This window comes from Pseudoalteromonas sp. CNAT2-18.1 (genome assembly GCF_022347865.1).
GTDB lineage: Bacteria > Pseudomonadota > Gammaproteobacteria > Enterobacterales > Alteromonadaceae > Pseudoalteromonas > Pseudoalteromonas ruthenica.
Map to the genome: position 1 here is coordinate 31878 of NZ_JAKRFR010000009.1, position 21629 is coordinate 53506.

The window sequence follows — 21629 nt, forward strand, 5'->3', positions numbered from 1 at the left end:
GGTTTGATACACTGAGCACTTAATCCGCAGCAAAGTACGCATATGAACACAGCCGGTAACGAAAAAAGCGCTTTGCGCTACCTCTGCCCTATTTTTAAATTTGTGTGGCCTTATAAGTGGGTGGTTATCGCCGCCCTCGCAGCGCTACTACTGACCGCAGGTATTAACCTCTCGTTGGGACAGGGGCTCAAGCAAGTGATTGATGACGGCTTTATTGCTGGTTCAATTACTCAGCTACGACAATCTGTGATGGTGCTTATTGCCCTAATCGCGATCATGGCGGTGGGAATTTTCTGCCGCTTTTACATGATGTCGTGGCTAGGTGAGCGCGTTAGTAACGATATTCGCAAGGCGGTGTTCGCGCGTATTGTCTCCCTGCACCCAAGTTACTTTGAAGAGAATCGCAGCGGCGAAATTATGTCGCGCCTAACCACCGATACCACCTTACTGCAAAGCATCGTCGGCTCGTCTTTATCCATGGCACTGCGCAGTGCGTTGATGCTCGTCGGCGGCATCATTATGTTGTTTATCACTAATGTGAAGCTGACGTTGATCGTACTACTGTGTGTACCGCTGGTGCTCTTACCTATGAAGTTATTCGGCCGCCGCGTACGCACGTTAGCAAGTAGCTCCCAAGACGCTATCGCTGATATCAGCACCTATGCTGGCGAGGTCATGCAAAACATCAAAACTGTTCACAGTTTTAACCGCCAAGCGATGGAGCAAAACGCTTTTAATGGTGAGGTAGATAAAGCTTTCTCAGTCGCCAAACGACGAATACTTCAGCGCGCCATCCTGATAGCCCTCGTGATTTTTATCACCTTCTCGGGGATCAGTTTTATGCTCTACAGCGGCGGCGTGGATGTTCTCAATGGCGCTATGACAGGCGGTGAGCTGGCAGCCTTTGTTTTTTATGCTGTGGTGGTGGCGATGTCGGTAGGCACAGTGGCGGAAATATATGGCGAACTGCAACGCGCAGCAGGGGCCGCTAAGCGCCTAGTAGAACTACTGCAAGTACGCAGCGATATAATCGACCCAACGAATCCGGCCCGCTTTGGCAACAAGCAAAGCGAAACGGCCATCTTAGCTTTTAATGAGGTGAGTTTTTGCTACCCCTCGCGACCAGATAAACCCGCCCTTGATGGATTTAACCTAACCATTAACGCTGGCGAGACCATTGCAATTGTCGGCCCTTCGGGGGCGGGGAAAAGCACCTTGTTTGAGTTGTTACAGCGTTTCTATGACGTGAGCAGTGGCCAAATTAAGTTGCACAACAAAGAACTTAGCACTTTGTCTTTACACGCGCTTCGTGACGAAATGGCCATGGTGGCCCAGCATCCTGTGCTGTTTAGCGCCGATGTTTACCACAATATCGCATATGCGCGCGAAGACGCCACACAAGCCCAAGTTATCGCTGCCGCGAAACAAGCCTATGCACATGAATTTATAAACGACTTACCTGATGGCTACAGTAGCTTTTTAGGGGAGCGGGGGGTGCGCCTATCGGGAGGGCAAAAACAGCGCATTGCCATTGCTCGTGCGATTTTAAAAGACCCTAATATTTTACTTTTAGACGAAGCGACCAGCGCTTTAGACGCCGAAAGTGAGTTTCATGTGCAAGCCGCGCTGACCCGACTCATGCAATCCCGCACAACGCTAATTATTGCCCATCGTTTAAGTACGGTGATGCATGCGGATCGCATCGTGGTCATGGACCAAGGTAAAGTGGTGGCCGTTGGTGACCACCCGACATTATTGCAACAATCGGCGCTGTATCAGCGCCTATGCGAGTTGCAATTTAATCAGCCTTCGCAGTTATCTAGTTCTTAACGTTAGGCACGATTTGGATTTCTACACGACGGTTCAAGGCGCGACCGTTAGACGTGGAATTATCCGCAACAGGGCGACTTTCGCCAAAGCCTTGAGTGCTCACACGCGCCGCTAAAATTTGCTTGTTCACCAAGTAATTTTTAACGCTCTGAGCACGCTGCTCAGATAAACGTTGGTTATAATCACTGGCGCCGGTGCTGTCGGTATGACCTTGAACGCTCAGGTAGGTTTTCTCGTACTTGTTCATAACACTGGCAATTGCGTCTAAAGTACGGTGGAAACCACTAGAGATATAAGATTGATCGGTGGCAAAGGTAATATTTGAAGGCATCACTAAACGGATGTTATCGCCCTCGCGTACCACTTCCACGCCCGAGCCCGCTAATTCATCTCGAAAAGCCTGCTCCTGCTTATCCATGTAGTCACCCACCGCAGCACCCGCTAAGGCGCCAATGGCGGCGCCGATAAAAATACGCTTGTCGTCATGATCGCCCGTCGCTTTACCTAGTACGGCGCCAATGCCGGCACCGATACCTGCACCTTTTTGCGTATTGGTTGCTTGGCAACCTGACAACACCACTGTTACCGCTACTGCTGTAGCCACTGTAGAAAAACGAGTCATACGTTTAACCATTGTGAATTCCTAAATAGTTGAGTATGCGGGTGATACTAGCAAAGATTAATGAACTAGAGGTTAAAACCGTGCTAATTAATTCCGTTTTGAGGCATCACTGGAGGTAGCGCATAAGGTTTGACCAACGCACTTAACTCGCCACTGTTAAGCATTTTCTGGTACTGCTGATTAATTTTCTCAGCCAGTGTGCTGCCAGCAAAACGCGATGCAAACGCCATATGACCATAAATGGCGTCTTGGTACCTATATGGGTGCTTCATAAGTTGATGTGCCGGACGTTGCAGTACGCCCATGGCATGTTCTGCCGTCGCTTCAACGCCAATAAACAGGTCTACGCGGTCTTTAAGTAACATATCTAAAGCGATTTGCTCTGACGTCACTGGTACTTTTATCAGCTTTTCATCATTGTCAAAGCGCGCAAAGTGCGCCGCTCCGCGCATCACCGCAATACGTTTCCCATACAAGTCGTTGTAGTGCTCGATATTAAAGCTGGGTGTCTTTAGCGAATAGAAGCTAAATGATGAGTGCAATGCCATGTAAGCTGGCGTGACAAACTGCAGTTGTTGTTCACGGGCTGGGGTGCGTATTAGCCCGCCCATTATATCGACTTCATTATGAGTGAGTAAGTAAACACAGCGAGAAAACGGGCATGCAATTACGTTGATATCGAAGTTTAGCTCTTGTGCTATCGGGCGCAGGATATCAATAATCAGCCCTTTAGGTGCGCTCGATTCGGTATTGCTATACGGCGGCGCATGATCGACGGCCACACTAACAACCGTGCGAGCACTGGCACAAAGCGAATATACCAACGTAACTATCAGCAAAAAAAAGACGCGTGCTCTTACTACCACCTGTGCCCCTTGCAACCAACACCGCTGTGCCTGTACTGTCATATTAATGACAACTAATCGAAGTATAGTTTAGCGATGAAACTTTTATCGTTATTTTACCAGTTTTTCCTCCTCGGCTGCACTAGCTTTGGTGGCCCAGCAGCACATTTAGGTTACTTTCAACGCCACTTCGTTGAAAACAAGCAATGGTTATCACAGCAGCAGTACGGGCACTTGATCTCGCTCAGCCAGCTATTACCAGGTCCCGGCAGTTCGCAGGTAGGCTTCGCAATTGGCTTACACCATGCGGGCGTGCTTGGTGGCATCGTTGCTTTTGTTGGCTTCACCTTGCCCTCTATGTTGATTATGGTGTTATTGGCTGTTGGCGCGCAGCAATTAGGCTGGGGGCTGTCTGGGTTGATCATTGGCCTAAAACTTTTCGCAGTCGTCATTGTTACTGATGCACTGATAACGATGACTAAAAGCTTTTGCCCTAACTGGCAAACAAAAGCGTTAGCATTGCTCAGTGCCTTGGCACTTATTTTTGTTCCTTCCCTTTACACGCAACTGGCCATTTTAGCCGTAGCTGGCGTAACCGGTGCTTGGTTATTAAAACCGATGGAGTGCGCCGAGTCCGAGTCGCCTACACGACTTAACTGGCCGGCTTTACTGCTCTTTTCAGTGCTGTTTTTACTTACCTTTAGCGCTGCTTCTGGCTATTGGCAACTGGCTGGACAGTTTTATCAAGCGGGATCTTTGGTATTTGGCGGCGGCCATGTGGTGTTACCGCTGTTAGACACTATTCTAACGGATGTTGACAGCGATGCATTTTTATCCGGCTATGCAGCCGCCCAGGCCATTCCTGGGCCGATGTTTACCTTTGCTACGTACCTTGGTGCTATCATGACACCGCACGCGCCTTTGCTAGGTGCTACCTTAGCCACCTTAGCCATTTTTACGCCTGGTTTTTTGTTGGTTATCGGCTTTCATCGCCACTGGCAGTCGTTATTGAGCAACCCACTCGTTGCTGGGGTAAGCAAAGCCATTAATGCTGCAGTGGTGGGCTTTATTGCTGCCGCTTTATACAACCCGATCATCCCCGCAGGCGTAAGCCAATGGTGGTATGGTCTTGTTGCCATTATCGGGCTGTGGGTGTTGCGCCAGTATAAGCCGCCAATACTTATGGTAATCGCCAGTTTTGCAGCGCTAGGGCTACTGCTGGCAAAGTTGCCCTAATCACCGATTAGTTAGGGCTACTCATTTGCCCAGTAATACTCTGATATGGGCGTAATTCGAACACAGGCAGCATCGCGAGCAAATGATCCATAATCTCAGCCTGCAAGTGCTCATAAGAGATCCAGCGTTTATCGGCACTAAAGCAGTAAAATTCAATAGGCAGGCCGTGGTTTAGTGGCTGCATCTCGCGCACCATTAAGGTCAGCTCATTGTTGATGCGCTCATGCTGCTTCAAGTAGCCTTCGGCATAGCGGCGAAATAACCCGAGGTTAGTGACCTGCTCCGGCAAGTTACTGGCTTTGACATAATCATCAATATTAATGCTGTCGCTGATACGTTGCTGCAATGCCTCGTCGGCGAGGCGAATACTGTTCATATCGATATTCAGCGAGCGCTTTATCCGGCGACCACCAGACTCTTGCATACCGCGCCAATTCTTAAATGAGCCGGCCACCAGCATATAAGTTGGAATGGTGGTGATAGTGTTATCCCAATTGCGCACTTTAACGGTGTTCAGGCCAAGATCGATCACTTCACCGTCAGCGCCGTAGTTATCAACCTGAATCCAATCTCCGTAAGTAACCAAGCGATTAGCGGCAATTTGAATACTGGCAACGAAGCCCAAGATCGTGTCTTTAAACACCAGCATAGTGACCGCTGCAATAGCACCAAAACCAGAGATAATATAGGTGGGAGACTTCTCCAGCAGTAATGAGAAGATTAAGATGGCGCAGATTATAAAAGTCACCAGCTTTACCAGCTGGATAAGACCTTGAATCGGGACTTCTCGGGCAAACTCAAACTGATTATAGATAGCACCACCAACACTGACGACACTACTGACGATAAAGCCGCCATACACAATAAGCGCTATTTGCGCTAAGGTCCGTACAACGCCACCAACCAGCTCGGTGCTTGGAAAAACGTTCTGGAAAAAGGCTAAAAACACCACACAGCAAATAATACCGGCGACGCGACGATTCAGCTTTTGTAGCAACGGCGCCAGCATAGTAATGCGCTCTGGTGATAACTTGGCGGCCAGCGACTGTACACCTGGCAACATCAAGCTGCGCAGGAAAAAATACAGCAACAGAATAGCCAGCATCCCCAAACCTGTGGCGGTAATCGCACTGAATAAACTGGCTTGCTCCATGCCCTCAAACCAAGGCTCGATCAGGGTTTGTAACTGGCTCTCATTCATAGTTCACCTGATGAGTTCGCAACGTCAGGACACACCTCAGTGACAGGTGCATGATTGTGAGCAATCAACGCATCTTTCTGATGCCACATAACATTGAGGTGTTTTTGAAACTCAACGCGAAAGGCTTTGTCTTGCTGATAATCCCCCACTAGTTGTGGCGCAATTTCTCGCACCTCTACTGAGAGTTCAATATGAGTAAGTCGGCCAGTTAAAAAATCGCGACAGATATGGCTGCCCTGTGATTGGTAGTGCAACGTTGCATCTAAGAGACCGTCAAATTGCTCCCCTAGCACTTGCAGTGCAAAGGCGATACCGCCAGCCTTGGGCTTTAGCAAATGGCGAAATGGACTCTCTTGGCGTTGATGTTTACTGGCAGTGAAACGTGAACCCTCGACAAAATTAACGATACACGATGGATACTGTTTAAAGTTATGGCAACTGCGTTTGGTTCGCTCTACGTCCATACCTTTGAGCTTTGGGTTCTTGGCTATTTGCTCTTTGCTCGCACGCTTCATAAAGGGCATACCCATAGCCCATGCACCGCTGCCAATCAGTGGCACATATTTTAACTCATCTTTGAGGAAGAACTTCGGTGCGGGTAGCTCATTCACCGCACTAAGTACAACGATATCAAGCCAGCTAAGGTGATTAGATATCAGTAAATACCAAGCGCCTTTTTGCACTTCACCGTTGAACGACACATCAAAGTTCTCACAGCCGATCTTTAACCCTAAACGATTACCACCACGCCAGCCATTGTAGGCGCTATGTAATAATACGGTTACTACATGCAGAGGCAACACTAACTTCACTAAGCCTAAGAGGAATACGATTACTCCCCACACCAGTGTATTCACTAGCAACACACAGCCAGCTAAAATCCCTGCTAACCAATTGGGTAGAAATCGCTTGAGCATAGTTAACTCCTGTTATGCTTTGCTAAATCGTCAAATACACGGTCTTTTTCATGCCACATATCATTAAGGTGCTGCTGAAAAGATACCCGAAATTCATTGTCATTGCTGTAGTCACCCACCAACTTTTTATCAAGCGGGAGTACCTCAACATGCACAGCAACCTCTTTCACTTTGCCTGCAGCCAAGTCCAAAAATGTGGGGATGCCACCGGGGTAATGAATGGTCACATTCACTATCTTACTGATCTGTTCTCCCATCGCTTGCAGCACAAACGCGACACCACCCGCTTTAGGCTTCAGTAAATGCTTAAACGGACTGCGTTGGCGCTGATGCTTGTCCTCGGTATAGCGCGTTCCCTCTACGAAGTTGACAATAGACACCGGCATTTCTTTAAACTTTTCACAGGCTTTGCGTGTGGTTTCGATGTCTTTACCACGCAGTTTAGGGTTTTTCTTTAATTGCGACTTGCTGGTGCGTTTCATAAAGGGAAAATCTAACGCCCACCAGGCTAGGCCTAAAAAAGGCACGTACAGTAGCTCTTTTTTCAAAAAGAAATTCAAAAATGGTATGCGGCCTCGAAAGATGCGCTGCATCACCAAAATATCGACCCAACTTTGATGGTTGGCAATCACGAGATACCAATCTTTTTTGCGTAGCTTATCAAGGCCACTCACTGTCATCTTATAGGGAGTGAGCAATTTTTGATTCAATGAGTTACCACCCACCCATAACCCTGCCATGGCTTTTGCCGCCGCACTCATTAACTTTTGCCAAGGCTTGATTGGCAATAATTTCAGTAACCCGCAAAGCACAATGGGGAAAAACCAAAACAGGGTGTTAATCGTGTACAAACTAACACTTAAAACTTGCCTAACTACAGCTACTACAGCGCGCAAAACGACTTTCCTATATAGGTATAAAAAACAAGCGCTAATAATAGCGCTTTTTATCGACAACAGAAAACCGATCTGTTGGTGTTACTAACAACAAAGTTAATCTTCGAAATAGGTGTATCCGCTCAGACCTTGTTGTAGCTGTTCAATATACGCCTTTTTGATGTCACTATCGATATCAAGCGCGTTGATACGCTGGTGATAGACTGCTGCTAAGTCATCGCTATCGTAATGCACAAATTTTAATACGTCCTGAACACTGTCGCCCTTGAGTTTATGACTTAATTTAAACTCGCCATTATCACTGTGCACATGCACCGAGTCGGTATCACCGAAAAGGTTATGGAGATCGCCAAGAATCTCTTGATACGCACCCACCATAAACATAGCGACATGATACTGTTGGCCGAATTCATAACGCGGTATCGGCAGGCTCGTTTCAATCCCCGCCCCGTCAACATAATCACGAATTTGACCATCGGAATCACAAGTGATGTCTTGGATAATCACACGCTGCTCCAATGGCTTATCTAAGTTTTCTATGGGTAGTACCGGGAATAATTGGCCAATACCCCACACGTCAGGCAGGGATTGAAACAGCGAGAAATTCACAAATAGCTTATCAGCGAGCTTTTCGTTAAGGTCATCCAATACCTCGCGATGGGCACGCACCGAATCCCGTAAGCAATCACGTACTTTATGTAAGGTGCGGAAGTAGAGCTGCTCCACTAACGACCACTGCATAATGCCCAGCATGCCATGAACATACTGGCTATGAGCCTCACTAAATAAGTGCATGGCATCGTGATAGCTCTCCAAGGCCATACGACTGCTCACCGCTTCACAAGTGTGCCGCATTTCTATCACTACAGAAGGCAAATTTTGGTACTGGTCGATGGCTACATCGTTATTTGGGATGCGCTCCACATCCACCACATCGGTAATCAGCACGGCATGATGAGCCGTCAGCGCTCGTCCTGACTCGGTAATGATATGTGGATGTGCTAAATCATGGCTGTCGCTTACCTCACTAAATGCGGCCACCACATTGCGCGCGTATTCTTCCACGGTGTAGTTCATAGAGCAGCTGCTGCGCGACCCCGAACCTTCGTAGTCCACCCCTAAGCCACCGCCAACATCAACGGTTTGTAGCGGCACGCCCATTTGCGATAGTTGCGCGTAGTGGCGTGCACACTCTTTGAGCGCGCGTTGAATGTCGCGAATATTGGCAACCTGTGAGCCAATATGAAAATGCACGAGCTCCAGCAAATGTAACTTGCTTTGTTGGCGTAGCAGTTCGACCGCTTGCAGTACCTGCGAGGCGGTCAGGCCAAACTTGCCTTTTTCGCCGCCGGTATTTTGCCACTTGCCCTTACCCACAGAGTTGAGGCGAATACGTATACCTATTGCTGCTTCAAGGTTCATGGCCGCCATTTCTTTGAGTAAGGCATCCAATTCAGAGAGCTTTTCGATAACAATATTAACCTTGTGGCCCATGGCTTGACCAATTAATGCGAGACGCAAAAACTCACTATCTTTATAGCCATTACACACTATGGTGATATTTTTTTGTGCCAGTCCCAATATCGCCATTAACTCTGGCTTAGAGCCCGCCTCTAAACCGACTTGGTTGCTATCATGGGCCAATAACTTATGCACCACCGAGCGCTGTTGATTCACTTTAATTGGATAAACACAGGTATAGCCGCCTTGATACTGCTTCGCCTCATTCGCCTTGGCAAAGGCACCGATAAGCCGTGAAGCTCGGTGTTGCAGAATATCGGTGAAGCGCACTAATACCGGTAACGTCAGACCTTGCTCTTTAAAGCTTTCCACCAGCTTATTTAAAGGCAAACCTGGGCGACTATGATCGCCATCGGGATACGCCACGAGCTCGCCCTGCGGATTAATATCAAAGTAACCGTCGCTCCAGTGACTTACGTTATATACGGCCTGAGCAGCCTGGTAACCCCATTGCATAAAGCACTCTCAATATTGACCTGTGAATTTGCCGCTAGTGTAATACCTTAAAGTGTTCCTAGCGAATAGAAAATCGTACGGATTGGGCTAAAATTTCATTGAGCATTATGACGCTCACTGGCAAAATTGTCCCTCCACTTTACTGGCGATTATTGAGCACATGACAAGTTTAGATAAAAACCACTGGTTTACCGAGGTAAGCGACCGTGACGGTAGCGCATTCTCACTGCGTATTAATAAGCTGCTTGAACAGCAACAGTCTCCGTTTCAACACGTGGCAATGTATGAAACCACCGATTTTGGTAACCTGATGGTGATCGACGGCTGCACTATGGTCAGTAGCCGAGAAAACTTCTTTTATCATGAAATGATCGCCCACCCAGCGCTATTTAGCCACCCGAACCCAAAAAACGTAGTGATTATCGGCGGTGGCGACTGCGGAACCCTGCGCGAAGTGCTAAAACATGAGAGTGTTGAAACTGTCACGCAAATCGACATTGACCAAGTTGTCACAGAGATGTCGCTGAAATATTTCCCTGAGTTGTGCAGTGCCAATGATGACCCCCGTGCCACCTTGCTCTTTGATGATGGCATCAAATACATGCGCGATGCGCAAGCCGAGTCGATTGATGTCATTATTGTCGATGGCACTGACCCTGTAGGCCCCGGCGAAGGCTTGTTTAATCATGCTTTTTATCAAAGTTGCCTCGCAGCATTACGTCCAGGCGGTGTACTGGTGCAACAAAGTGAAAGCCCGCTTATGCATATGCCATTGCTCCTGGAAATGCGAGCGGCTATCAAGCAGGTTGGTTTTGGCGCGTTGCAAACCTTGCCTTTTCCACAGCCGATTTACCCATCGGGGCTGTGGTCAGTCACCTTAGCACGCAAAGGCCTGGGTTTTGACGGCTTTAGAGCCTGTGACCCTGACGCCCTCAACACCTTATATTACACGCCGGGCGTACACCAAGGTGCGCTCGCGGAGCCACCTTTTATGACCAAGGCCTTCAATCAGCAAGGCTAATCAGATGGGCGACTATTCGCCCTGACTCTCGCTATGTAATATGTGAATACGTATGCAGAGTCGTGTATTTCATCGCTAACCCCCTTACTCTTAATGCTTCCAATACAAGTACCTGTAGGCCTGCGTTTGCCAGCACACGTGACAGCCATCGCTTTAGCCTCGGGTATAACAAGCAGGATAGGTTGATGCGATTATTACTTCCCTTACTACTGGCCTCACCTTTGGCGTTGGCAAAAACAGTCGATGTTAGCTCTCCCGATGGCAAAATCACGCTTACATTAAGCGACGAAGGGGCGCCACATTATCATGTGAGTTACGCTGGCAAAGCGGTGATTAACCCATCTAAACTGGGTTTTTATTTTGCCCATGCCGCCCCGCTAGGTGATGACTTAACTATTAGCCACAGCGAACGCCACAGTGCCGACACCACCTGGCAACAACCCTGGGGTGAGCAACGTTTAATTCGCGATCATCATAATGAGTTGGCGGTTACTTTTAGCGACCCAGAGGCAGCTGAGCAGTCTTATACCGTGCGCGTAAAAGTGTTTAATGACGGCCTTGGATTTCGCTACGAGCTTACCGGTAAAGAGCGCCCCGATTACCGTATTACCGATGAGCTCACCGAATTTGCCCTTGCTGGCCAAGACAATGAAGCGCTGTGGATCCCAGCTCGAGGCTGGAATCGCTATGAATATGTTTACAACCGCACTAACACTGCTGAAGCCGCCCATGTACACACCCCCTTTACCGTAAAAATGCAAAACGGTGTTCACATCAGTATTCACGAGGCAGCACTGGTCGACTATGCGGGCATGACTTTAAACCAGCGTCGACCAGGCACGTTCAAGGCCGATTTAACTCCTTGGTCTGATGGTATCGCGGTGAAAACAAAAAATGGTTTCACCACTCCTTGGCGGACCATCCAAATTGCAGATAAAGCCACTGGGCTACTCAACTCACACCTGATTTTAAACCTCAATGAACCCAATAAACTCGGTGATGTATCTTGGGTTAAACCCGGTAAATATGTTGGTATTTGGTGGGGTATGCACATCAATGAAAACACCTGGGGCAGTGGCGACAAGCACGGAGCTACCACCGAAAACACCCGCAAATATATGGACTTCGCCAGTGAATATGGCTTTGACGGAGTGTTGGTTGAGGGCTGGAACCAAGGCTGGGATGGTGATTGGTTCTATAACGGTGACTTATTCAGCTTTACCGAGAGCTACGATGATTTTGACATTGAGGCCATTGCCAAATACGGCGAAAAGCGTGGCGTAAAATTGATTGGTCACCATGAAACCTCCGGCAATGTCAGTAACTATCGCCAACAAATGGACGCCGCCTTCGCCCTCTATCAGCGCCATGGTGTTAGCCAGATCAAAACCGGTTATGTTGCCGATGGTGGCAATATCAAGCGCCTTGATGAACAAGGCATTGCTCGCTATGAGTGGCATGACGGCCAATTTATGGTCAATGAATATCTCCACAATATTAAACTTGCCGCCGAGTATCAGCTCAGTATCAATACCCATGAGCCAATTAAAGCAACCGGCTTGCGCCGTACCTACCCAAACTGGATCACTCGCGAAGGAGCCCGAGGCCAAGAGTTTAATGCCTGGGGAACGCCGCCCAACCCCCCCGCGCACACGCCGATGCTGGCTTATACGCGTATGCTCGCCGGACCTATGGATTTTACACCGGGCATTTTCGATATGGGCTTCAACGGCTTAGGGGCTGACACTAATCGCCCGCAAACAACGCTGGCAAAGCAGTTAGCACTGTATGTGGTGTTATACAGCCCGATTCAAATGGCCGCCGATTTGCCACGGAACTATCTCGCCAAACCAGCAGCATTTCAATTTATCCAAGATGTACCGACCGACTGGGAAAAGAGCCAAGCCATTGCTGGCGAAATGGGTGAATATGTGGTTTTTGCTCGTAAAGAGCGTCAACGGGATAACTACTCTGGCAAGGATTGGTACCTCGGTGCTATCACCGATGAGCAAGCTCGAGACATCACCATTAAACTTGACTTCCTTGAGCCAGGAAAGCGCTTTGAAGCGCAGATATATGCCGATGGTGAAGATGCCGAGTGGGTCAACAACCCCTACAGCATGGACATTCACACCGAAAACGTGAGCAGCCAAGATAGCTTAACCCTGCGCTTGGCGCCAAGCGGCGGCACCGCCATTCGCTTTAAAGCACTAGACTAACCGCACTCACAGGCCGACGCCCAGTCGGCCTGCATTACCTAAACCGTTCACACATGCCCTGCCGACGCATGCATAGTGATTAGCTTGATTGTCGCGACGCCGCGCCCGCGCTCTGCAAGTTTAACTCGCTGCGCTTTATTTCTCGTAATATTGAAGTGCGGTTCATTTCCATAAATAGCCACAATTTGATGGCTATTTGTACCAACAGCCCAGCGATAAACCACACTCCCCAAAATACCTGCTCGTTGATAACGGTGGCCATGTAGAATCGGTAACCAACATAAATAAAAGCCGCCGTCGCGAGTAGTGCAAGCAGCGTCGAAAGCCAAACCCAGCGGCGCATAGAGCCGCTATAGATGTGCCCAAGGCGATTAAATAAGCCCTGTTCACGAGATAAAATCTGATCTAACTGCGCTTGCTCACTGTGTAAACTCGCTTTAATTTGTTGCTCTACACTCATAATGCTCTCTCCTATTGCTGTGCCCATTGGCTTAATCTTTTTCTGGCCTTGTGCAAGCGTGACTTCACTGTGCCTTGAGGAATATCCAACACCACTGCAATGTCGCTAATGGCTAGCTCTTCAAGGTAAAACAAATACACTGTATGACGCTCCCCCCAAGGCAGTCTGGCTATCAGACTCAACATATCTAGGCTTTGCTCCAAACTTATAGGTTGCGCCGCCACTAACGGTGCTTCGGCTATACCCTGCTCTTTGTACTGACGCCGTATTACATCAATAAAGCGCCGGTAAATAGCACGAAATAACCAAGCTTTAAATGCTCCGGGCTCCAGCAACGAACGTATATCTTTGGCTACCTTACTCCATACTTCCTGAGTAATATCACCAGCATCTTGGGGAGATTGGCACAGCTTGTAAGCAAAACGATAACTCGCTTGATAGTGTAGCTCGCATAATTCGTTAAACGCCTGCTTATCACCGCCCTGCGCCGCTAAGACCAGCAATGCCGTATAAGATTGTTTCATAGCCTTTCCAGGTGTTTATTAGCAAGACGCGCTATGGCTTACAAAGGTTCACGTATATTGAAAATAAATAACGCTTGATTGCCGCTATCGCTCATATAAACGTGTAGCGCAAAAGCCAATAGTAAGCACGCACATCAGCCATGTCGGCCCACTCAGCTAACAAAGCATGGGGTGCAGGGCTAATATCCTTCTCCGTAGACGTCATTTTATTTAGCGAAAGTGCGAGTTGCAGTGAGCTTTATCACCGCGATGAAAATACACCCCTTCTCACAGCAAGCGATACAGCTCAGCGCATTAGGGGAAAGAGCGTCAACCGCGAGCCCATGGGGCTGGGCCCGCAGTCCAATACTGGCAAGCTATTTACTTGTACAACAGCAAGAACTGCTATGAGTACAAGCAATAGTTAAGGCCATTTAACCTCAGATGCCAACACCCGTTCAGGGGCAATGTAGTGAATGATATCGCCACCTTGGATGGCATAATCCAACGGCGGATTTAAATCCATATCTAAGGCGCTGCGATTATGAGCAATCCCTAAAATAGTGGCGTCGTATTGGTGTTTAAATACCGTAAAAATATCGTTGTAGGTAAACTGGCCGACATCATTGGGGATCATCATAGAAAAGTGGGTATCCCCATGCAGGCTAGACATAATTTCCTGTTGCACCCGACTTGCCCCTGGGTCCTCCATAGAGCGCACTAAGACTTCCGCTGTGCGGTTAGAGCTGCACTCCACATTAGCACAATGCTCACCTAGCATCTGTGCCTTGCTTTCATCGTCAAAATAAGCACAAATATGGGCACTTTCCTTTACCAGCTTGCTAATCTTTAGCGCCGTAGTGAAGCTTTGGTTATCATCGGCTCCCTCAACAATTATTTTATCTGCTGTGGCAATGCCTACGCGTTTAAGTTGCTCTTCATCGGTGTAACTACTGAGCTTAACAAAGCTGACATCGGGCTCGGAGAAAAACGGATGCTCCATATCATCGGTTACCGCGAGTACAATTTCACGCTTTACCCGCTTTTCATCAGCAAGAATATAGCGCACCATTTTTCTGGTGCGCACTGGGTGCCAACCAAAAATAATGATGTGATTAGCAAAATGAGTCACGTCTTTTTCACCTGTCATAGCGCGCCTTATTAAATGTGTGATGGACTGCCCTGCTTTACCCAGCAACATGCCGAACAAGGCCAAACCGAAGGGGATCTGAACCAAAGCCACCAATAAGCGGCCCATCTCTGTAGTCGGACTAAAGTCGCCGTAACCCACCGTTGAGGTAGTCACGACATAATAATAAAAAAAGGTATTCGCAGAGGTAAGCGCATGCTCCCCAGCAATTGACAATAGCACCCAAGTGAGTGCCATATGTGCCAAAGTGACAAACACAACAACCTGCCAACTAAGTTGGTCAATATGATTGCGTATCGTCAGTAGCACACGCTTTAAAATAATCGGCATAGCTCGCCTTATTAGTATACTTATGGGCGCAGTTGCGCCCTTCCCTTACTTCGCTTTGGCACCGTTTTGGTTGTTAGCAAGTGCCTCGTCGATATAGTTATCTATTTGTTGTTCCAGTACATTAAGAGGAATTGAGCCATGGCGCAAGACCTGATAGTGGAACTCGCGCACGTCAAAATCATGGCCTAAAGCGTTTTCCGCTTTAGCGCGCAAGCGCTTAATGGTGAGCTCACCAATTTTGTATGACAGCGCCTGGGCCGGCCATGAGATATAGCGATCAGTCTCGGTTTTCACATTATGCAGCGACAGCGCGGTATTATCACGCATAAAGTTCAGCGCTTTATCACGACTCCAACCGAACATGTGCATGCCTGTGTCAACAACTAAACGCGCTGCACGCCACATTTCATAAGTGAGACGACCAAAATTACTGTATGGATCTTGATAGAAGCCCGCTTCTAAGCCTAAATACTCACTGTACAGCCCCCAACCTTCGCCAAAGGCCGATAAATAGGCGTCGCGTCGATAGCTAGGTAGGTAATCAAGCTCAGCATTGAGGGCAATTTGTAGATGGTGACCCGGTACGGCTTCGTGTAGGGTCAAAGCTTCTAAAACATATAATGGCCGTTTATCCAGTGCATAGGTATTAACCCAGTAGTAACCAGGCTCATCATCTTTGCTTGCCCCCACATAACGACCTGTGGTGTATTTTGGCGCAATACTCGCTGGCACCGGAGCGACACCGTAAGGTTTGCGTGGTAACTGCTTGAATAGTTTAGGCAGCTGCGCATCCATTTTTTTGGCGATGAATGAGGCTTCTTTCAATAGCTCTTCCGGTGTCTTAGCGTAAAATTGTGGGTCGGTACGTAAAAATTCAATAAACTCAGCAAAACTGCCTTCGAATCCTAAATCATCAATAATCGCCTGCATTTCGCCGCGAATACGAGCCACTTCTTGCAGACCGAGTTCATGAATTTCTTTCGCAGTCATCTGCGTGGTGGTGTAATGACGCGCTCGATTAGCATAATACGCTTTGCCATTTGGCACTTCAGAAATCCCTATCGATTCACGTGCACCTGGCTGATAGGTTTGCGTAAAGAAATCGTAATAGCCTTGGTATGCTGGCAATACCTGCTCACCGATAACGCGCTTAGCTTGCGCTTGCAGCTCAGCAAAGGCCTCATCACTCACCCCTGCGGTGTTACGCTTGAAAGGGGCATAAAATGTAGACTCGGTGACATCATCGACCAAATACGCGCTTATCGATTCCTCATAGCCGGCAAGCACGGCTTTAGGTTGCGTTAACCCTGTTTCGAGCCCTTTTTTCATCCAATAGATGTTTTGCTCAAAGAACCGAGGCACTTGGCGCAGGCGCGCTAAGTAGGTTTCAAACCCTTGAGCAGAACTGTAATCTCCACGCTGCACCATAAATGACAAGGATGAGTGAAAACCGTATTCGGAGGTAAGGGGCATATAGTGCGCATTGAACACATACTCATCGACACTGTTTTGCACCTGCGCAGTCAAAATTTGCAGATTGATCTGATTCTCTTCACTGAGCGTGCTTTTATCGATAGCTTTAAGCTTATTCAATAATGCTGTTTTATCTTGGTATTGCTGCTTTAAGAATTCAGGCGATAAATTGGGGAGCAAATACCCGTCAACCTCTTGCTTATACGGGTTGACGCTTTCTCGATAACTGACAACCTGCTCAGCCAATGTGGTGAACTGATTATTGGTATTGGTCTTGTGTGCTGAGCTTGCGCAGCCACCCAAAGCAAGGGGAATCGCACAGGCCAATGCCAGTTGCTTAATATGTGTTCCTAGGTTCATGCTTTATTCTCATTGATTGTGCATTTCGCCATACTCTAGCCTACCACAGCGCGCGAGCCAACCGCTTGCGACCAGCGTCCAAATGTCGGTTCTGCGCATAAAGTGGGCGCTTGGTCGCAATTATGTAACCAGAGTATTCCAAAAGAGAACAATTTGCTTTTTAATACCGCCAAGGGATGTATAAGCAAGCTAGGATTGGCTGCACCTCCATTTCAACCTGGTGATTGTGATTATGATGTTCCATGACTCCATGGCCAACGCGCAAGAGAAAATGACCCAAGTCTGTCATTTGCTCGAACTGCATGCGCTGCCGCCAACACCTTTAAATTACCATGTGCTGTACCAGCATGTGAGTGAAGGCGAAAGTGCACTGAGTGAGGCCTTACAAGCTGCTGTAACCGAAGGCCGCATCATTGATTCAGTGTTAATGGAAGAGTTGTATATACAACATCTCACACCGGATCATCAAAAGCAGACCGCTATGGTTGAACGTATTAGCGAATTGATAGGTAATCTAGAGCGCAATAGCAAAAGCAATCAAAAACACATCGACCATTACCACCTCGAAATTGATCGTTGTGCTCGCGCTTTAGATGAACATGATGTTGATAAAAGCCGACACCAGCTGCGTAAGTTAGCCGAGCATACCCTAGTGTTAAAAGGGCAAATGCAAAAGTTTAAGCAACTACTGGAACAAATAAAGCAGCAATACCTTAGTACTAAATCGCAACTAAAACGCCTTAAAGACAAACACCATCTCGACCCACTCACCGGCCTTTATCACCGTCATTATCTCGATAAAAAATTTCAGTATTGGGCCAAGAAGCAGCATCAAATCTCTTTGATCCGTATTGATGTCGAAAACTATCAACAGTTTTGTCATGACTACGGCGACAGCATTGGTAATTTAATGCTCGAAAAAGTAGCCACCAAAATAGACAAATATGTCAAAGAAAGTGGTTTTTGCGGGCGCACCCAGAATGAGCAATTTACCATTATGATGGCCGACGTCGAGGCACAAACCGTGGACCTCATTGCCGAAAAAGTACAAGCCGGCATCAGTAAGCTTCGCTTTGTAAGTTCACGCAGTGGTAAACAGCTCCCTGGTGTGGCGTTTCAATGCCAAACCATACATCGCCAGCAAGAACCTAACTTTAGCGCCCTCGTCTCATCCACTCATTAGCTTCTGCGCTTGCTAAAAACGGCTTAATCCTTGAGCTGTTACAGGGCCTCAAGTACACTATGACAAACTCTCCCTCTGGGCTTAAATTAGATGAAAGAAGCTGAGCAAAAAACCACCCACTTTGGCTATAAAACGGTTGCTACAAGCGACAAAGTTAACCACGTAGCGGATGTTTTCCACTCTGTTGCTGCCAAATACGATTTAATGAATGACTTGCTCTCTTTTGGCATCCACCGCTTGTGGAAACGGGTTACCATTGCCAGTTCAGGAGCCCGCAAAGGGCAAACCATACTAGATTTGGCCGGTGGTACAGGCGATTTAACCGCTAAGTTTAGCCAACTAGTGGGAGAGACTGGCAAGGTGATTCTCGGCGACATCAATGACTCAATGCTTAAAGTGGGTCGCGATAAACTGCGCGACCGAGGCCTAGTCAGCAACATTGAATATGTACAAATGAACGCCGAAGCGCTGCCATTTCCCGATAACAGCATAGATGTGATCACCATTGCGTTTGGTTTACGTAATGTGACTGATCAGAGCAAAGCCCTCGCTTCGATGTTTCGCGTATTAAAACCCGGTGGACGATTGCTGATTCTTGAGTTTTCCAAGCCTGAACATGAAGTGCTTACTAAGCTGTATGATATGTACTCATTCAACATTTTACCGCAGGTCGGTAAAGCGGTACTCAATGACAGTGAGTCATACAAGTATCTAGCAGAATCAATCCGTATGCACCCGGACCAAGACACCTTGGAAGCCATGATGAAAGAAGTGGGCTTTGAGCAAACCAGTTATCAAAATATGACCGGGGGCATTGTTGCCCTCCACCGTGGCTTTAAATTTTAAGAGGCAAATATGCTCTCTCACTTTGCTGTAGCCAGCGCTGAAAAGCTGGCTAACCGACTGATACTGCTTGATCCGCAGTTGCAGCAAAGGCTGCAACAGATAAACACTCAAGTGCTGGTACTGCACATTCGTGACTGGCAGCAGTATGTAAGTGTTCACTATGGTGATGCAGGGCTAATGCTGCAAGCCCATAATGAAGCACCCGAGCAACACCAATGCTTTATTAGCGCTGATACTGATACATTAATGAAGCTAAAGGATCCCTCTTTGCTCACCCAGCTTATCCGCCAAGATAAGCTCGACCTTGAAGGCGATATTCATCTGGCCCAAGCCTACAGCCAAGCCTTTAACGATTTAGATATTGATTGGCCCGAGCACTGGTCTAAATATATAGGTGATGCGCCAGCACAGTTGCTATGGCAAACTCTCAGTAAAGGTAAAGCGCAAGCTCAACAGAGCCTCACTAAACTCGACCATATCGTGCTCACGCTCTTGCAGGATGAACTTAAAGTGAGTATTCACCCGCTAGAATTAGAACAATTCACGCGCCAGAGTCGCCAGCTAAAATCCGACGTCCAGCATCTTGAACAACGTATAGATGCGTTGTTGACGCACGTTCAGCAAACACAGTAAAGAGGTGCCCTTTGTCTGCGGCAAGACTGTATTTCATCACTAAAACCTTATTGCAGTATGGCATCGATGAACTGCTGCCACAGCAGAAGCTTCCTTGGTTTGCCAAATTGGCTCGACGCAGTATTTTTTGGTTACGTAATCGCCATAAGGATAAACCCGCAGGCGTGCGTTTACGTTTAGCGCTACAAACATTAGGGCCGGTGTGGATTAAGTTTGGGCAAATGCTCTCTACCCGTCGTGACTTGCTACCACCGGAAATCGCTAGTGAGCTGGCTCTGCTACAAGACCAAGTTCCTCCTTTTGCAGGTGATCAGGCCAAAGCCATTATCGAGCAAGCACTGGAAGTTAATGATATCAGCGACGTGTTCAGTGAGTTTGATGTGACTCCCTTGGCTTCCGCATCAATTGCGCAGGTGCATACGGCCACTCTCATTGACAACGACGGTGACCACCAAGATGTGGTCGTTAAAGTCATTCGTCCTAACATCAAAAAGCAAATAGATGCCGATTTAGCGCTGATGCAGCAATGCGCCCGAGTTGTCGCCAAACTGCTTAAAGAAGGCCGCCGTTTACGTCCGGTGGAGGTTGTTAAGGAGTATAAGAAAACCCTTCTCGATGAACTCGATCTGATGCGCGAAGGCGCCAATGCGATTCAGCTACGACGTAATTTTGAAGACTCGGAATCACTTTATATCCCCTTTGTGTATAGCGACTTTAGCCGCACCAATGTGCTGGTTATGGAACGTATATATGGCATTCCCGTATCCGACACCGATGCCTTATTAAAGCAAGGTACCAATATGAAGTTATTGGCAGAACGTGGCGTTGAGGTCTTTTTTACCCAAGTTTTTCGCGATAGCTTCTTCCATGCGGATATGCACCCTGGCAATATTTTTGTTTCCTTTGATAACCCTCATAACCCGCAATATATCGGCATCGACTGTGGCATTGTTGGTACCTTAAATAAAGAAGACAAACGCTATTTAGCGGAAAACTTTATCGCCTTTTTCAATCGTGATTATCGTAAGGTTGCTGAGCTGCATGTGGATTCTGGCTGGGTCCCTGCCGATACCAGTATTGAAGAGTTTGAATTTGCTATTCGCACTGTTTGCGAGCCCATATTTAACAAGCCGCTAGCGGAAATTTCGTTTGGTCATGTATTGGTTAATTTATTCAATACCGCTCGACGTTTTAATATGGAAGTGCAGCCACAGCTCGTACTACTGCAAAAAACACTGCTTTATGTCGAAGGGCTAGGGCGACAGCTTTACCCTCAGCTAGATCTGTGGAAAACCGCCAAACCCTTCTTAGAAGACTGGGTTAAACAGCAAGTAGGGCCTTGGGCGGTCGCCAAACAAATGTACGCCAACTTACCATTTTGGGCAGAGAAGTTTCCTGAGCTACCGGATCTGATCTACCATAATTTGAGGCGTCAACAGCATCCTCCTGCGCCACCAGCAACCAATCACAAAGCGATTATTTTAGCGTTAGCTGGCTGCACAGGACTGATCGTTGCTTGTTTAGTCGCGCTGGCGCAACATCCTGTATTTTCAGCAGTCAGTGCCGTCGCCGGGTTTGCAGCGCTGTTTGCTGCTTGGCGTAAAGGCTAACAGCACTATGACATCATCTTTGTGCGCGGTATACTTCGCCACAGTTTAGTAGGACATTTCGGAGACAGTTATGGGTTTTGGCGGTATTAGTATTTGGCAGTTGTTGATCGTATTGGCGATCATCGTGCTACTTTTTGGCACTAAAAAGCTGCGTAATATAGGCGGTGATTTGGGTAATGCTGTAAAAGGCTTTAAAAAAGCGGTATCGGATGACGATAATAAGCCCGATGCAAAATCAGATGACGCTAAAATTTCTGAATCGAAACAACAGGCTGAAGAAAACCCTAGTCAAAAAGACAAAGATAAGGTGTAGCCAC

19 protein-coding genes are annotated in these 21629 nt (G+C 47.6%); 9 read left to right on the top strand and 10 right to left on the bottom strand.

Annotation, left to right across the window (positions count from 1 at the left end; all coding sequences use genetic code 11):
* The first annotated feature begins 42 nt into the window (after positions 1–42).
* On the top strand, positions 43–1830 hold the full coding sequence (locus MHM94_RS17430; RefSeq protein ID WP_235420071.1) for an ABC transporter transmembrane domain-containing protein: 1788 nt from the start codon (positions 43–45) through the stop codon (positions 1828–1830).
* On the opposite strand, the gene MHM94_RS17435 is transcribed toward MHM94_RS17430, so the two are convergent.
* Together MHM94_RS17435 and MHM94_RS17440 are read right to left on the bottom strand one after the other, a co-directional pair.
* Positions 1820–2452, bottom strand: a complete 633-nt coding sequence (locus tag MHM94_RS17435) for an OmpA family protein (protein ID WP_235420089.1) — start codon at positions 2450–2452, stop codon at positions 1820–1822. The genes MHM94_RS17430 and MHM94_RS17435 overlap by 11 nt on opposite strands.
* An 83-nt stretch (positions 2453–2535) precedes the next feature.
* A complete protein-coding gene (locus tag MHM94_RS17440; protein WP_082342272.1) occupies positions 2536–3360 on the bottom strand; it encodes a transporter substrate-binding domain-containing protein in 825 nt (274 codons plus the stop codon).
* A gap of 33 nt (positions 3361–3393) precedes the next feature.
* Here MHM94_RS17440 and chrA point away from each other — a divergent pair, with 33 nt between their 5' ends.
* The gene (gene chrA, locus MHM94_RS17445) at positions 3394–4533 is read left to right on the top strand and encodes a chromate efflux transporter (RefSeq protein ID WP_235420072.1); all 1140 of its coding nucleotides are present in this window, start codon (positions 3394–3396) and stop codon (positions 4531–4533) included.
* 7 nt (positions 4534–4540) lie between these two features.
* Here the strand turns inward: chrA and MHM94_RS17450 are convergent, their stop codons facing one another.
* From MHM94_RS17450 to speA, 4 genes are all read right to left on the bottom strand, one after another.
* On the bottom strand, positions 4541–5734 hold the full coding sequence (locus MHM94_RS17450) for a mechanosensitive ion channel domain-containing protein (protein WP_022943920.1): 1194 nt from the start codon (positions 5732–5734) through the stop codon (positions 4541–4543).
* Positions 5731–6651, bottom strand: coding sequence for an acyltransferase (locus MHM94_RS17455; protein ID WP_235420073.1), 921 nt, complete (start codon positions 6649–6651; stop codon positions 5731–5733). The genes MHM94_RS17450 and MHM94_RS17455 overlap by 4 nt, the downstream gene beginning before the upstream one ends.
* A gap of 2 nt (positions 6652–6653) precedes the next feature.
* The gene (locus tag MHM94_RS17460; RefSeq protein WP_268838368.1) at positions 6654–7547 is read right to left on the bottom strand and encodes an acyltransferase; all 894 of its coding nucleotides are present in this window, start codon (positions 7545–7547) and stop codon (positions 6654–6656) included.
* Positions 7548–7643: 96 nt separating this feature from the next.
* Complete coding sequence (gene speA / locus MHM94_RS17465; protein WP_045980273.1) at positions 7644–9524, bottom strand: biosynthetic arginine decarboxylase; 1881 nt, start codon at positions 9522–9524, stop codon at positions 7644–7646.
* A gap of 160 nt (positions 9525–9684) precedes the next feature.
* On the opposite strand from speA, the gene speE reads away from it, so the two are divergent.
* Positions 9685–10545, top strand: coding sequence for a polyamine aminopropyltransferase (gene speE, locus MHM94_RS17470; protein WP_151172289.1), 861 nt, complete (start codon positions 9685–9687; stop codon positions 10543–10545).
* Positions 10546–10730: 185 nt separating this feature from the next.
* On the top strand, positions 10731–12764 hold the full coding sequence (locus MHM94_RS17475) for a glycoside hydrolase family 97 protein (RefSeq protein ID WP_235420075.1): 2034 nt from the start codon (positions 10731–10733) through the stop codon (positions 12762–12764).
* A gap of 79 nt (positions 12765–12843) precedes the next feature.
* Here the strand turns inward: MHM94_RS17475 and MHM94_RS17480 are convergent, their stop codons facing one another.
* The 4 genes from MHM94_RS17480 to MHM94_RS17495 all read right to left on the bottom strand — a co-directional run bounded on the left by MHM94_RS17480 (position 12844) and on the right by MHM94_RS17495 (position 17040).
* A complete protein-coding gene (locus tag MHM94_RS17480) occupies positions 12844–13224 on the bottom strand; it encodes a DUF6768 family protein (RefSeq protein WP_235420076.1) in 381 nt (126 codons plus the stop codon).
* Positions 13225–13235: 11 nt separating this feature from the next.
* Complete coding sequence (locus MHM94_RS17485) at positions 13236–13748, bottom strand: RNA polymerase sigma factor (RefSeq protein ID WP_138547901.1); 513 nt, start codon at positions 13746–13748, stop codon at positions 13236–13238.
* Between the two features lie 403 nt (positions 13749–14151).
* Complete coding sequence (locus MHM94_RS17490; protein WP_138547900.1) at positions 14152–15207, bottom strand: potassium channel family protein; 1056 nt, start codon at positions 15205–15207, stop codon at positions 14152–14154.
* 45 nt (positions 15208–15252) lie between these two features.
* Positions 15253–17040: a DUF885 domain-containing protein gene (locus MHM94_RS17495; protein ID WP_235420077.1), complete on the bottom strand. Its 1788-nt coding sequence runs from the start codon at positions 17038–17040 to the stop codon at positions 15253–15255.
* Between the two features lie 232 nt (positions 17041–17272).
* Between MHM94_RS17495 and MHM94_RS17500 the strand changes: the two genes are divergently transcribed.
* The 5 genes from MHM94_RS17500 to tatA all read left to right on the top strand — a co-directional run bounded on the left by MHM94_RS17500 (position 17273) and on the right by tatA (position 21625).
* Positions 17273–18223: a diguanylate cyclase gene (locus tag MHM94_RS17500; protein ID WP_130145027.1), complete on the top strand. Its 951-nt coding sequence runs from the start codon at positions 17273–17275 to the stop codon at positions 18221–18223.
* Between the two features lie 90 nt (positions 18224–18313).
* Complete coding sequence (ubiE, locus tag MHM94_RS17505; RefSeq protein ID WP_022943908.1) at positions 18314–19069, top strand: bifunctional demethylmenaquinone methyltransferase/2-methoxy-6-polyprenyl-1,4-benzoquinol methylase UbiE; 756 nt, start codon at positions 18314–18316, stop codon at positions 19067–19069.
* Positions 19070–19078: 9 nt separating this feature from the next.
* The gene (locus MHM94_RS17510; protein ID WP_053911686.1) at positions 19079–19702 is read left to right on the top strand and encodes an SCP2 sterol-binding domain-containing protein; all 624 of its coding nucleotides are present in this window, start codon (positions 19079–19081) and stop codon (positions 19700–19702) included.
* A gap of 11 nt (positions 19703–19713) precedes the next feature.
* Positions 19714–21312 carry a ubiquinone biosynthesis regulatory protein kinase UbiB gene (gene ubiB / locus MHM94_RS17515; protein ID WP_053911687.1) on the top strand — a complete coding sequence of 533 codons (1599 nt, stop codon included), beginning with the start codon at positions 19714–19716 and terminating at the stop codon, positions 21310–21312.
* Positions 21313–21382: 70 nt separating this feature from the next.
* Positions 21383–21625: a Sec-independent protein translocase subunit TatA gene (gene tatA / locus MHM94_RS17520; RefSeq protein ID WP_138510096.1), complete on the top strand. Its 243-nt coding sequence runs from the start codon at positions 21383–21385 to the stop codon at positions 21623–21625.
* The last annotated feature ends 4 nt before the right edge of the window (positions 21626–21629 follow it).

Excerpts from the sequence above, each read along its gene's own strand:
- MHM94_RS17450 (WP_022943920.1), bottom strand. The coding sequence starts at position 5,734 with ATGAATGAGAGCCAGTTACAAACCCTGATCGAGCCTTGGTTTGAGGGC.
- speE (WP_151172289.1), top strand. The coding sequence starts at position 9,685 with ATGACAAGTTTAGATAAAAACCACTGGTTTACCGAGGTAAGCGACCGT.
- speA (WP_045980273.1), bottom strand. The coding sequence starts at position 9,524 with ATGCAATGGGGTTACCAGGCTGCTCAGGCCGTATATAACGTAAGTCAC.
- tatA (WP_138510096.1), top strand. The coding sequence starts at position 21,383 with ATGGGTTTTGGCGGTATTAGTATTTGGCAGTTGTTGATCGTATTGGCG.
- MHM94_RS17495 (WP_235420077.1), bottom strand. The coding sequence starts at position 17,040 with ATGAACCTAGGAACACATATTAAGCAACTGGCATTGGCCTGTGCGATT.
- MHM94_RS17455 (WP_235420073.1), bottom strand. The coding sequence starts at position 6,651 with ATGCTCAAGCGATTTCTACCCAATTGGTTAGCAGGGATTTTAGCTGGC.
- MHM94_RS17500 (WP_130145027.1), top strand. The coding sequence starts at position 17,273 with ATGATGTTCCATGACTCCATGGCCAACGCGCAAGAGAAAATGACCCAA.
- MHM94_RS17435 (WP_235420089.1), bottom strand. The coding sequence starts at position 2,452 with ATGACTCGTTTTTCTACAGTGGCTACAGCAGTAGCGGTAACAGTGGTG.
- chrA (WP_235420072.1), top strand. The coding sequence starts at position 3,394 with ATGAAACTTTTATCGTTATTTTACCAGTTTTTCCTCCTCGGCTGCACT.
- MHM94_RS17480 (WP_235420076.1), bottom strand. The coding sequence starts at position 13,224 with ATGAGTGTAGAGCAACAAATTAAAGCGAGTTTACACAGTGAGCAAGCG.
- MHM94_RS17475 (WP_235420075.1), top strand. The coding sequence starts at position 10,731 with ATGCGATTATTACTTCCCTTACTACTGGCCTCACCTTTGGCGTTGGCA.
- MHM94_RS17490 (WP_138547900.1), bottom strand. The coding sequence starts at position 15,207 with ATGCCGATTATTTTAAAGCGTGTGCTACTGACGATACGCAATCATATT.
- MHM94_RS17430 (WP_235420071.1), top strand. The coding sequence starts at position 43 with ATGAACACAGCCGGTAACGAAAAAAGCGCTTTGCGCTACCTCTGCCCT.
- ubiE (WP_022943908.1), top strand. The coding sequence starts at position 18,314 with ATGAAAGAAGCTGAGCAAAAAACCACCCACTTTGGCTATAAAACGGTT.
- MHM94_RS17440 (WP_082342272.1), bottom strand. The coding sequence starts at position 3,360 with ATGACAGTACAGGCACAGCGGTGTTGGTTGCAAGGGGCACAGGTGGTA.
- MHM94_RS17485 (WP_138547901.1), bottom strand. The coding sequence starts at position 13,748 with ATGAAACAATCTTATACGGCATTGCTGGTCTTAGCGGCGCAGGGCGGT.
- MHM94_RS17510 (WP_053911686.1), top strand. The coding sequence starts at position 19,079 with ATGCTCTCTCACTTTGCTGTAGCCAGCGCTGAAAAGCTGGCTAACCGA.